The sequence below is a fragment of the Cedecea neteri genome (assembly GCF_000758305.1).
Taxonomy (GTDB): domain Bacteria; phylum Pseudomonadota; class Gammaproteobacteria; order Enterobacterales; family Enterobacteriaceae; genus Cedecea; species Cedecea neteri_C.
The window spans coordinates 4384924-4398265 of sequence record NZ_CP009458.1; the positions used below are offsets into that span (position 1 = coordinate 4384924).

The window sequence follows — 13342 nt, forward strand, 5'->3', positions numbered from 1 at the left end:
TGGCCACGAAAACATCACTTACTTACTATATGTTGCTAATCTGACAGTACTTCATATTTCCTCCATCATTGAAGGGCTATCCGTTACTAAACTAGTAACATTACGCCTAAAATCGTTTCAGGAAGAGAACACGTCATTTATGAAAGGCACGCAGACTTCTCGCTGGTTGTGGATTACAGCCTTTATTCTGGTGGTGATTGCCGCCGTCTGGTTCTGGCACAACCACAATACATCTTCAGGAACCCAGCCCCAGGCTAAATCTGGCCAGGCTTCCGCCCAGGGCGGTCGACGCGGAATGCGCGGCGGTGCGCTGGCCCCGGTTCAGGCCGCAACGGCAACCACTGAAGCCGTGCCACATTATTTAACCGGCCTTGGCACTATCACTGCGGCCAATACCGTGACGGTGCGCAGCCGCGTTGACGGGCAGTTGCTTGCTATTCATTTCCAGGAGGGCCAGCAGGTAAAAGCTGGCGATCTCCTGGCAGAAATCGACCCAAGCCAGTTTAAAGTCGCGCTGGCACAGGCTCAGGGGCAATTGGCTAAAGATCAGGCCACCCTGGCAAATGCTCGCCGCGACCTCGCCCGCTACCAACAGCTGGTAAAAACTAACTTAGTTTCCCGCCAGGATCTCGATACTCAGCTGTCGCTCGTAGAATCCACACTCGGCACGGTTAAGGCCGATGAAGCCAGCGTAGCCAGCGCCCAGCTGCAGCTTAACTGGAGCCGCGTTACCGCGCCTATCGACGGTCGAGTTGGCCTGAAACAGGTCGATATTGGCAACCAGATTTCCACCAGCGACACCAATGGTATTGTCGTGCTGACGCAAACGCACCCGATTGACCTGGTCTTTACCCTGCCGGAAAACGACATCGCCACGGTGATTAAAGCGCAAAAGGCTGGTGAAACGCTGAGCGTTGAAGCCTGGGACCGCACCAACAGCACAAAACTCAGTAGCGGTAAACTGCTGAGCCTTGATAACCAAATCGATACCACTACCGGCACTATCAAGCTTAAAGCCCGCTTTGATAATCAGGACGACGCTCTTTTCCCGAACCAGTTTGTGAACGCCCGTATGCTGGTGGATACCCAGCAGAATGCCGTGGTGATCCCAGCAGGTGCGTTGCAAATGGGCAATGAAGGCCATTTTGTCTGGGTACTGAACAGCGATAACAAAGTCAGTAAACACCTGGTCACACCGGGAATTCAGGATAGCCAGAAAGTCGTGATCACCGCTGGCGTTTCAGCAGGCGATCGCGTGGTGACCGATGGCATTGACCGTCTGACGGAAGGCGCACAGGTTGAAGTTGTCGAACCGCACAGCGCGGCTGACGATAACGCGAAACCTGCAGCGCAGTCGAAATCCGGCCACAAACACAACGGAGCGCGCTCCTGATGCAGGTGTTACCTCCAGGCTCCACGGGCGGCCCTTCCCGCCTGTTTATTCTCCGCCCGGTTGCCACCACGCTATTGATGGTGGCTATCCTGCTGGCGGGGATTATTGGCTATCGCTTTCTGCCTGTTTCGGCGCTGCCGGAAGTAGATTACCCGACTATTCAGGTCGTCACTCTTTACCCTGGCGCCAGCCCTGATGTGATCACGTCTGCAATCACGGCGCCGCTTGAGCGCCAGTTTGGGCAGATGTCTGGCCTGAAACAAATGTCATCGCAAAGCGCCGGAGGGGCGTCTGTTATTACCCTGCAATTCCAACTGACGCTGGCGCTCGACGTTGCCGAGCAGGAAGTGCAGGCCGCAATTAACGCCGCGACCAACCTCCTGCCTACCGACCTGCCAAACCCGCCGGTTTACAGCAAGGTTAACCCGGCGGACCCGCCTATCATGACGCTTGCCGTGACCTCAACTGCCCTGCCGATGACGCAGGTGGAAGACATGGTGGAAACCCGCGTAGCGCAGAAAATATCCCAGGTTTCTGGCGTTGGACTGGTCACGCTGGCGGGCGGCCAGCGCCCCGCTGTACGCGTGAAGCTGAATGCGCCGGCAATTGCCGCACTTGGCCTGACGAGCGAAACCATTCGCACCGCCATAACCAACGCCAACGTTAACTCGGCAAAGGGCAGCCTTGACGGCCCGGAACGCGCCGTCACGCTATCCGCCAACGATCAAATGAAATCGGCCCAGGAGTACCGAGATTTAATCATTGCTTATCAGAACGGCGCGCCTATTCGCCTGGGGGATATCGCCACCGTTGAGCAAGGGGCTGAGAACAGCTGGCTTGGCGCGTGGGCGAACAAGCAGCAGGCTATCGTCATGAACGTTCAGCGCCAGCCTGGGGCCAACATCATTGAGACGGCAGACAGTATCCGCCAGATGCTGCCGACGCTGACCCAAAGCCTGCCGAAGTCGGTCGAAGTGAAGCTGCTCAGCGACCGTACCACCAACATTCGCGCCTCCGTGACCGACACCCAGCACGAGCTGATGCTGGCCATTGCACTGGTGGTGATGATCATTTATCTGTTCCTGCGCAACGTGCCGGCCACTATCATTCCTGCCGTCGCCGTGCCGCTGTCGCTGGTCGGTACTTTTGCTGTGATGGTCTTTCTCGATTTCTCCATCAACAACCTGACGCTGATGGCGCTGACCATCGCCACCGGGTTCGTGGTGGATGACGCCATCGTGGTGATCGAGAACATTTCTCGCTATATCGAAAAAGGTGAGAAGCCGCTGGCCGCCGCTCTAAAAGGTGCCGGGGAAATCGGCTTTACCATTATCTCCCTGACCTTCTCGCTCATCGCCGTACTGATCCCGCTGTTGTTTATGGGCGACATCGTGGGCCGTCTGTTCCGCGAGTTTGCGGTCACGCTGGCAATTTCTATTTTAATCTCCGCCGTGGTTTCGCTAACGCTTACCCCAATGATGTGCGCGAGAATGCTGAGCCACGAATCATTGCGTAAGCAGAACCGTTTCTCCCGCGCCAGCGAGAAGATGTTTGATAACATCATTGCCGCCTATGGCCGCCTGTTAAGCAAAGTGTTGAATCATCCGTGGCTGACGCTTAGCGTGGCTTTTGGCACATTAGCGCTGACTATTGTGCTGTGGATCTTTATCCCCAAAGGTTTCTTCCCGATTCAGGATAACGGCATCATCCAGGGCACGCTGCAGGCCCCGCAGTCGGTCTCTTTCGCCAGCATGGCCCAACGCCAGCAGCAGGTGGCAGACGTGATTTTGAAAGACCCGGCGGTGGAAAGCCTGACCTCGTTTATTGGCGTGGACGGCACCAACCCTTCATTGAACAGCGCCCGCCTGCAAATTAACCTTAAGCCGCTCAGTGACCGCGATGATCGCATCCCGACGGTGATTGACAGATTGCAGCAGAATGTCGCCAGCGTCCCAGGCGTGCAGCTTTATCTGCAGCCGATCCAGGATCTGACTATCGACACCACGGTGAGCCGCACGCAGTACCAGTTCACCTTGCAAGCTACCTCACTGGACGAACTGAGCACCTGGGTGCCGCAGCTGGAAGACAAACTTAAAACGCTGCCTCAGCTCGCGGATATCAGCAGTGACTGGCAGGATCAGGGGCTGATGGCCTACGTCAACGTTGACCGCGACAGCGCCAGCCGCCTCGGCATCACCATGTCATCGGTGACCAGCGCCCTGTATAACGCCTTCGGCCAGCGTCTGATTTCAACGATTTACACCCAGGCCAACCAGTATCGCGTGGTACTCGAACATGATACCAGCACCACGCCAGGGCTAAGCGCGCTCGACAACATTCGCCTCACCAGCAGCACCGGCGGCAGCATTCCGTTAAGCGCGATCGCGAAGGTAGAACAGCGCTTTGCCCCGCTGTCGATTAACCACCTTGACCAGTTCCCGTCCACTACGTTCTCCTTTAACGTACCGGAAGGACAATCGCTGGGTGACGCGGTGACCGCCATTACCTCGGCGGAAAAAGAGCTGGCGATGCCGTCCGATATCACGACGCAGTTCCAGGGCAGCACCCTCGCCTTCCAGGCCGCGCTGGGCAGCACTATCTGGCTGATTGTTGCCTCAGTCGTGGCGATGTATATCGTGCTGGGCGTGCTGTATGAAAGCTTTATTCACCCGATCACTATCCTGTCGACGCTGCCCACAGCGGGCGTTGGCGCGCTGCTTGCGCTGATGCTGGCGGGCGCCGAACTGGACGTTATCGCTATTATCGGCATCATTCTGCTCATTGGCATCGTGAAGAAAAACGCGATCATGATGATCGACTTTGCACTGGCCGCCGAGCGTGAACAGGGCATGGCCCCTTACGAAGCCATTTACCAGGCCTGTTTACTGCGTTTCCGCCCAATTTTGATGACCACGCTTGCAGCGCTGTTGGGTGCGCTGCCGCTGATGCTTTCAACCGGCGTTGGCGCGGAGCTTCGTCGCCCGCTGGGTATCGGCATGGTCGGCGGCCTGCTGCTTAGCCAGGTTCTGACGCTGTTTACTACGCCGGTGATTTACCTGCTGTTCGACCGTTTGTCACACTACACGCGCCGCCGCTTTGGCCGCCAGCATGAGGAGGCGTAAGTGAAGTTTTTTGCCCTCTTCATTTACCGCCCGGTAGCGACGATTTTGTTGACCGTCGCCATTACGCTGTGTGGCGTGCTGGGCTTCCGCCTGCTGCCGGTTGCGCCGCTGCCGCAGGTGGATTTTCCGGTGATCATGATAAGCGCCTCGCTGCCGGGCGCGTCACCAGAAACCATGGCATCGTCAGTGGCAACACCGCTGGAGCGTTCCCTGAGCCGCATTGCCGGGGTCAACGAAATGACCTCGTCCAGTTCGCTGGGCAGCACCCGCATCATTCTGGAATTTAATTTCGACCGCGACATCAACGGTGCCGCGCGGGACGTGCAGGCGGCAATCAACGCCGCCCAAAGCCTGCTGCCAAGCGGGATGCCGGGGCGGCCAACTTACCGCAAGGCCAACCCGTCCGATGCGCCAATCATGATCCTGACGCTCACCTCCGACACGCTGTCGCAGGGTGAGCTGTATGATTTTGCCTCCACGCAGCTCGCGCAAACCGTCTCGCAAATCGACGGGGTTGGCGACGTGGATGTCGGCGGAAGCTCTCTGCCCGCGGTGCGCGTGGACCTTAATCCTCAAGCGCTGTTTAACCAGGGCGTATCGCTGGATGCCGTCCGAACCGCAATTAGCAATGCCAACGTTCGTCGCCCTCTTGGCTCGGTAGAAGACAGCACAAGCCGCTGGCAAATTCAGACCAACGACGAGCTAAAAAAAGCGGCGAACTATATGCCGCTTATCGTGCATTACAATAACGGTTCGGCCGTGCGGCTGCAGGATGTCGCCAACGTCACCGACAGCGTGCAGGACGTGCGTAACGCCGGGATGACCAACGCCAAACCGGCCATTTTGCTGATGATCCGCAAATCGCAGGAAGCGAACATCATCGAAACCGTGGATCGCATCCGCGCCAAAATACCCGAATTAAGGGAAACCATTCCGGCTTCCATCGACCTGCAGGTAGCCCAGGATCGGTCACCAACCATTCGCGCCTCGCTGGCCGAGGTAGAACAATCTCTGGTGATCTCCGTGTCGCTGGTCATTCTGGTGGTGTTTCTGTTCCTTCGCTCAGGGCGAGCGACCTTTATTCCAGCTGTAGCAGTCCCGGTGTCGCTGATCGGGACCTTTGCCGCCATGTATCTGTGTGGCTTCAGCCTGAATAACCTGTCGCTGATGGCACTGACCATCGCCACCGGCTTTGTGGTCGATGACGCCATCGTGGTACTGGAAAACATTTCCCGCCATCTGGAAGCGGGCGTAAAGCCCATGCAGGCGGCGCTTCAGGGCGTGCGGGAAGTGGGCTTCACCGTGCTGTCCATGAGTCTGTCGCTGGTGGCGGTCTTCCTGCCGCTGCTGTTGATGGGCGGGCTGCCGGGGCGCTTATTCCGCGAGTTTGCGGTCACGCTTTCGGTGGCTATCGGGATTTCGCTGGTGGTGTCGCTCACGCTCACGCCAATGATGTGCGGCTGGCTCCTGAAAAACCGGCCTCCTGAAAAGAGAAACAAAAATCGTGGATTCGGTCGCCTGCTGATTGCCATGCAGGGTGGTTACGCGCGCTCGTTGAAATGGGTGCTAAACCATACTCGACTGGTGGGGATGGTGCTTCTGGGTACGATAGCCCTGAGCGTCTGGCTCTACATTGCGATCCCCAAAACCTTCTTCCCGGAGCAGGACACCGGCAGGCTGATGGGCAATATTCAGGCCGATCAGAGCATCTCTTTCCAGGCCATGCGCGGCAAGCTGCAGGACTTTATGAAGATCATTCGTGAAGATCCGGCTGTGGATAACGTCACCGGCTTTACCGGCGGTTCCCGGGTTAACAGCGGCATGATGTTTATCTCACTTAAGCCATTGAGTGAACGCAGTGAAACCGCCCAGCAGGTCATTGACCGGCTGCGTGGCAAGCTGGCAAAAGAGCCCGGCGCCAACCTCTATTTAATGGCGGTGCAGGATATTCGCGTCGGTGGTCGTCAGGCTAACGCCAGCTATCAGTACACTCTGCTTTCGGATGACTTAAGTGCCCTGCGAGAGTGGGAGCCAAAAATCCGCAAAGCGCTGGCGGCGCTGCCAGAACTGGCGGACGTTAACTCCGACCAGCAGGATAACGGCTCGGAGATGGACCTGATTTACGACCGTGAAACCATGTCGCGACTGGGGATCAGCGTCTCGGATGCCAACAATCTGCTCAACAACGCCTTTGGTCAGCGCCAGATTTCCACCATCTACCAGCCGTTAAACCAGTACAAAGTGGTGATGGAAGTTGATCCGCGTTACACCCAGGATATCAGCTCGCTCAACCAGATGTTCGTCATAAACAGCGAAGGGAAGTCGATTCCCCTCTCCTACTTTGCCAAATGGCAGCCAGCGAACGCCCCACTGTCGGTGAACCATCAGGGGCTGTCTGCCGCATCCACCATCTCGTTCAACCTGCCTGACGGGGTGTCGCTTTCTGAAGCCAGCGATGCCATCGACAGGACGATGACTTCGCTGGGTGTACCGTCGACCGTGCGCGGCAGCTACGCCGGGACGGCACAGGTGTTCCAGCAGACAATGAACTCGCAGGTGATCCTGATCCTGGCGGCGATTGCCACGGTGTATATCGTGCTCGGCATGCTGTATGAAAGCTACGTGCATCCGCTGACCATCCTCTCAACGCTGCCTTCCGCGGGCGTCGGGGCGCTGCTGGCGCTGGAACTTTTCGGCGCCCCCTTCAGCCTGATTGCGCTAATCGGTATCATGCTGCTGATAGGCATCGTGAAGAAGAACGCCATTATGATGGTGGACTTCGCGATAGAGGCGCAGCGTAAGGGCGATTTAACGCCGGAAGAAGCCATTTTCCAGGCCTGCCTGCTGCGCTTCCGCCCGATTATGATGACCACGCTGGCCGCGCTGTTTGGCGCATTACCGCTGGTGCTGACCAGCGGTGACGGCGCAGAACTGCGTCAGCCGCTGGGGATCACCATCGTCGGCGGGCTGGTGATGAGCCAGCTACTGACGCTATACACCACGCCGGTGGTTTACCTGTTCTTTGACCGACTGAGATTGCGCTTTAGCCGCAAACCCCGTGAAAGTAAGGCTCTGTCCGTATGACTGATTTGCCCACCGCCGTTCGCTGGCAGTTATGGATTGTCGCTTTTGGCTTCTTTATGCAGGCGCTGGACACCACGATTGTTAACACCGCTCTCCCCTCGATGGCGCATAGTCTGGGCGTAAGCCCTCTGCACATGCACTCGGTAGTGGTGGCCTACGTGTTAACGGTTGCGGTTATGCTCCCGGCAAGCGGCTGGCTGGCGGACAGAGTTGGAGTACGCAATATCTTCTTCACGGCGATCATTCTTTTTACCCTTGGGTCACTGTTTTGCTCCAACGCTTCAACGCTCAACGAACTTGTTCTGGCCCGCGTGGTGCAGGGCATTGGCGGCGCGATGATGGTACCAGTGGGGCGCCTTACGGTGATGAAAATCGTGCCGCGTGCGCAGTATATGGCGGCGATGACCTTCGTGACGATTCCAGGCCAGGTTGGCCCCCTGCTCGGCCCTGCGCTCGGCGGTGTGCTGGTTGAGTACGCCTCCTGGCACTGGATTTTCCTGATAAACATTCCTGTCGGCATTGTCGGGGCTATCGCGACCCTGTGGCTGATGCCCAACTACACCATGCAAACTCGTCGCTTTGATATTTCCGGCTTCCTGCTGCTGGCGTTTGGCATGGCGGCGCTGACGATTGCGCTGGACGGACAAAAGGGCCTGGGCATTTCCAGTGAAACGCTCGGGCTGTTAATCCTCGGCGGGGTGATCGCCATTCTGCTTTACCTCTGGCATGCGCGCGACAACGAAAACGCGCTGTTCAATCTCAATCTGTTCAACACGAAAACCTTTTCGCTTGGCCTGCTGGGCAGCCTGTGCGGGCGCATCGGCAGCGGCATGTTGCCGTTTATGACGCCGGTGTTTCTGCAGATTGGGATGGGTTTCTCGCCGTTCCATGCCGGGCTGATGATGGTCCCGATGGTGCTTGGCAGCATGGGCATGAAGCGTATCGTTGTGCAGGTCGTCAACCGCTTCGGCTACCGCAACGTGCTGGTCGTCGCCACGCTCGGCCTGGCGCTGATCACGCTGATGTTTATGGGTACGGCCCTAATGGGCTGGTTCTGGCTGCTGCCGGTCGTGCTGTTTGTACAGGGCATGGTCAACTCCATGCGCTTCTCTTCCATGAATACGCTGACGCTAAAAGATCTGCCGGATGACCTCGCCAGCGGCGGCAACAGCATGCTCTCAATGGTCATGCAGCTTTCCATGAGTATCGGCGTGACCGTCGCTGGCCTGCTGCTGGGCATGTTTGGCCATCAGCAGCTTCCGGCCGGTGGTGAGCAGGTTCACAGCATCTTTATGTACACCTACTTCTGCATGGCGCTGGTCATTGCCCTTCCGGCATTGCTGTTTGCCCGCGTCCCCAATGACCGTTCAGAAAACACGGTAATCAGCCGCCGTAAAAGGAGCGAAACATGAAACTCTGCCGCTCCGGGATCACCGGGAAATTATTCCTCGCTATTTTCTCCACCTGCCTGCTGGTACTGGCCATCATGCACTGGGGCGTCAGGTTAAGTTTTGAGCGCGGCTTCATTGACTACATCAAGCGCGGCAATACCCAGCGCATTGAGCTGCTGAGTGATGCGCTGGGTGAACAGTATGCGCTTCACGGCAACTGGCGCTTCCTGCGGCACAACGACAGGTTTGTGTTTCAGATTTTACGTTCATTTGAGCGCGACGGGGATGAAGCACACGGCATGCCTCCACAAGGCTGGCGCACCAAGTTTTGGGTGGTCGATCAAAACTATCAGGTTCTGGTTGGCCCGCGAGAGAAGCTCCCTCCCGATGGAATGCGCAAAGCGATTAACGTCAATGGCCAGGACGTGGGCTGGGTGATTGCCTCCCCGATTGAACGCCTGACCCGCAACACCGACATTAACTTCGATCGCCAGCAGCGGCGCACAAGTTGGATCATCGTCGCCCTGTCTAGCCTGCTGGCGGCGGCGGCCACCTTCCTGCTCGCCCGTGGCCTTTTGGCTCCGGTGAAACGCCTGGTTGATGGTACCCACAAACTGGCCGCCGGCGATTTTTCCACCCGGGTCGCGGTCGGTAGCCAGGATGAGCTGGGGCGGCTGGCACAGGACTTTAACCAGCTCGCCAGCACTCTGGAAAAAAACCATAAAATGCGCCGGGCTTACATGGCGGATATTTCTCACGAGCTTCGCACCCCGCTTGCCGTTTTGCGCGGTGAGCTGGAGGCCATTCAGGACGGCGTGCGCCAGTTTACGCCGGAGTCCGTCACGTCACTGCAGATGGAAGTCGCCACCCTGACCAAGCTCGTTGACGACCTGCACCAGCTTTCCATGTCCGATGAAGGCGCGCTGGCGTACCAGAAAAAGTCGCTGGATATCATTGCGCTGCTGGAAGTAGTTGCCGGGGCATTTCGATCCCGTTTTGAGTCACGCGGGCTGATAATACGTCTTGCGCTACCGGAATCCGCGACTATTTTCGGTGACGGAGACCGTCTGATGCAGCTGTTCAACAATCTTCTGGAAAACAGCCTCCGCTACACCGACAGCGGTGGGCAACTGGTGATTAGCGGTAAAATTGTGAATCAGCAGTTTGTGATGAGCTTTGACGACAGCGAGCCCGGTGTATCGGACGAGCAGTTAGGTCAGCTTTTCGACCGTTTTTACCGCGCGGAAGGCTCCCGCAACCGCGCCAGCGGCGGTTCAGGACTGGGCCTGTCTATCTGCCAGAATATTGTGACCGCCCATGGCGGTACGCTAACCGCCTCCCATTCACGCTTTGGCGGCGTTAGTATTACCGTTGAACTTCCTCTGGAAACAGAAACGTCGAGGACATTATGACCGAGCTACCGATTGACGACAGTACGCCCCGTATTTTGATCGTAGAAGATGAACCTAAGCTTGGGCAGTTGCTCATCGACTACCTCCGTGCGGCAAGCTATGCCCCTACTCTGCTGAACCACGGCGACCAGGTGCTGCCGTATGTTCGCCACACGCCGCCGGATCTCATTTTGCTGGATCTGATGCTCCCCGGCACAGACGGCCTGACGCTATGCAAAGAGATTCGACGTTTCTCCGAAGTCCCCATCGTCATGGTGACGGCCAAAATAGAAGAGATTGACCGCCTGCTGGGGCTGGAAATTGGCGCCGACGACTATATTTGCAAACCATACAGCCCGCGCGAAGTTGTCGCCCGCGTGAAAACAATCCTCCGCCGCTGCAAGCGTCAGCTTGCCATTTCCGCTGGGTCGGAAGAAAGCCCGCTGGTGATTGATGAAGGCCGCTTCCAGGCTATTTGGCGCGGTAAACTGCTGGATCTTACTCCCGCCGAATTCCGCCTGCTAAAAACCCTGTCCCACGAGCCGGGGAAAGTGTTCTCCCGCGAAATGCTGCTGAACCATTTGTATGACGACTACCGCGTGGTCACCGACCGTACCATCGACAGTCACATTAAAAACTTGCGCCGCAAGCTTGAAGCACTGGATACCGATCAGTCGTTTATTCGCGCCGTTTACGGCGTGGGTTACCGCTGGGAGGCGGACGCCGGGCGGGTGATATAAAATAGCGGCCTCGACATATAGTCAAATTGCCTTTAACCGACTATCTTTCAGACTGTTACCCACAATGGGTGTCTTCGGTTTAAGGAAAAGCTGTGTCAACAATACTTATTATATTGGCTGTAGGAGTGGTGCTTGGCGTGCTGTATGTCTGCTTTGTTCCGACGGGGAAATCCCCGATTACGGGATTATGGTCAACACTGCCAACAAAGCAGGAATATCTCCAGGCCCACCCGGCTGAAGTTTCCCCCACCGGTAGCCCGCAGTGTTTTCACTGTCATTCGTCAGAAACACTCGACGTTGGGCTGGCAAGATTTACTGATTTTCGTCGCACCATTATTTGCAGCAAATGCAAAAACCAACTCTGGCGTGAGCAAGATTAGGTCTCGCCCGAAGAGGAAATAAAAATATATTAGCGGCAGTTGAGAGGTGTTTATCGTGGAAAAATATGTTTTTTACAGCAAAGAAATTTCCGTCAACATCTATCCGAAAGCGTCGGTTACTGCTGCAGAACAAAAGCGCCTGAGCGAAGAAGGGTTTCAAAAAATAGGCTTTGAAACGCACGCTAAGGATGAAGCAGAGGCAATGGAACAATACCTGACGCATTTCAAAGAAAACACCGACGCGCTGGAGGATTACGCGAAGGATATTGCATTTTCATCACTGATCTTCAACGGAGGGCGGTTTCTTTTCTGAATCCGCAAGACGGTTTACTCCCCAGCCTCACGGCGCTACAATTCCCGCCCTTAAATTGTGGTAATCCACTCGACTTTAGCCGCTTCACCAGGTGGAGCGGTTCTGACCTGATATCAGAACGAGAACTTCATGTTTAAACCGGAACTCCTCTCCCCAGCGGGAACGCTGAAAAATATGCGTTACGCTTTCGCCTACGGCGCAGACGCCGTCTACGCTGGCCAGCCTCGCTACTCGCTGCGCGTGCGCAATAACGAATTCAACCACGAAAACCTCCAGCTCGGGATCAACGAAGCCCACGCGCTGGGTAAAAAATTCTACGTGGTGGTGAATATTGCCCCGCATAACGCCAAGCTGAAAACCTTTATTCGCGACCTTAAACCAGTCATCGACATGGGCCCGGATGCGCTGATTATGTCCGACCCGGGGCTTATCATGATGGTGCGCGAGGCGTTCCCGGAGATGGATATTCACCTCTCCGTGCAGGCTAACGCCGTTAACTGGGCGACCGTGAAGTTCTGGAAGCAAATGGGGCTGACGCGCGTGATTCTTTCCCGCGAGCTGTCGCTGGAAGAAATCGCCGAAATTCGTGAACAGGTTCCTGAGATGGAGCTGGAGATCTTCGTCCACGGCGCGCTGTGTATGGCGTATTCAGGTCGCTGTCTGCTCTCCGGCTATATCAACAAGCGTGACCCTAACCAGGGGACATGTACCAACGCCTGCCGCTGGGAATATAAGGTTCAGGAAGGCAAAGAAGACGACATCGGTAACATCGTCCACGTACATGAGCCGATTCCGGTGCAAAACGTTGAGCCTACGCTTGGCGTCGGCGCCCCAACGGACAAAGTATTTATGGTGGAAGAAGCCAAACGTCCGGGCGAGTACATGACCGCCTTTGAAGACGAGCACGGCACCTACATCATGAACTCGAAAGATCTGCGCGCCATCGAGCACGTGGAACGCCTCACCAAAATGGGCGTGCACTCGCTGAAAATCGAAGGCCGCACTAAGTCCTACTACTACTGCGCACGTACCGCGCAGGTGTATCGCCGCGCCATTGATGATGCCGCAGCGGGCAAACCGTTTGATCCTACGCTGCTGCAAACGCTGGAAGGCCTGGCCCATCGCGGTTATACCGAAGGTTTCCTGCGTCGTCATACCCACGACAGCCATCAGAATTACGAGTACGGCCACTCTATTTCCGAAAGCCAGCAGTTTGTGGGCGAGTTTACCGGCGAACGCCGCGGTGACCTGGCAGCAGTGGCAGTGAAAAACAAATTCCTGCTGGGCGACAGTCTGGAAATGATGACCCCACAGGGCAATATCACCTTTACGCTGGAAACGCTGGAAAACGGCAAATCCCAGCCGATAGACGTGGCCCCAGGCGACGGTCATACCGTATGGATGCCTGTACCTCAGGAGATAGCGCTGGATTATGCTCTGCTGATGCGCAATCTCTCTGGTCAGACAACCCGTAAACCGCACGCAAACTAGTGAATTCGGGTTATTTTTCGCGCTAAGACCATTCTTA

General features: G+C 56.5%; 8 protein-coding genes. All 8 read left to right on the plus strand.

The features are described from left to right. Positions 1 to 139 precede the first annotated feature (139 nt). On the plus strand, positions 140 to 1393 hold the full coding sequence (locus LH23_RS20400; protein ID WP_039295229.1) for an MdtA/MuxA family multidrug efflux RND transporter periplasmic adaptor subunit: 1254 nt from the start codon (positions 140 to 142) through the stop codon (positions 1391 to 1393). Continuing rightward, positions 1393 to 4515: an MdtB/MuxB family multidrug efflux RND transporter permease subunit gene (locus LH23_RS20405; RefSeq protein ID WP_039295232.1), complete on the plus strand. Its 3123-nt coding sequence runs from the start codon at positions 1393 to 1395 to the stop codon at positions 4513 to 4515. The genes LH23_RS20400 and LH23_RS20405 overlap by 1 nt, the downstream gene beginning before the upstream one ends. After that, on the plus strand, positions 4516 to 7599 hold the full coding sequence (gene mdtC, locus LH23_RS20410; protein WP_039295235.1) for a multidrug efflux RND transporter permease subunit MdtC: 3084 nt from the start codon (positions 4516 to 4518) through the stop codon (positions 7597 to 7599). Continuing rightward, positions 7596 to 9011, plus strand: a complete 1416-nt coding sequence (locus LH23_RS20415) for an MFS transporter (RefSeq protein WP_039295239.1) — start codon at positions 7596 to 7598, stop codon at positions 9009 to 9011. The genes mdtC and LH23_RS20415 overlap by 4 nt, the downstream gene beginning before the upstream one ends. Then, positions 9008 to 10402 (plus strand): two-component system sensor histidine kinase BaeS, encoded by a 1395-nt coding sequence (baeS, locus tag LH23_RS20420; protein WP_039295242.1) that lies wholly within the window; start codon positions 9008 to 9010, stop codon positions 10400 to 10402. Before LH23_RS20415 ends, baeS begins: the two co-directional genes overlap by 4 nt. After that, a complete protein-coding gene (gene baeR / locus LH23_RS20425; RefSeq protein ID WP_008455132.1) occupies positions 10399 to 11121 on the plus strand; it encodes a two-component system response regulator BaeR in 723 nt (240 codons plus the stop codon). Before baeS ends, baeR begins: the two co-directional genes overlap by 4 nt. 435 nt (positions 11122 to 11556) lie before the next feature. Next, entirely contained in the window at positions 11557 to 11814 is a 258-nt protein-coding gene (locus LH23_RS20430; RefSeq protein WP_039297037.1) for a hypothetical protein, read from the plus strand. Positions 11815 to 11943: 129 nt separating this feature from the next. Continuing rightward, a complete protein-coding gene (yegQ, locus tag LH23_RS20435; protein ID WP_039295245.1) occupies positions 11944 to 13305 on the plus strand; it encodes a tRNA 5-hydroxyuridine modification protein YegQ in 1362 nt (453 codons plus the stop codon). Positions 13306 to 13342: the final 37 nt, after the last annotated feature.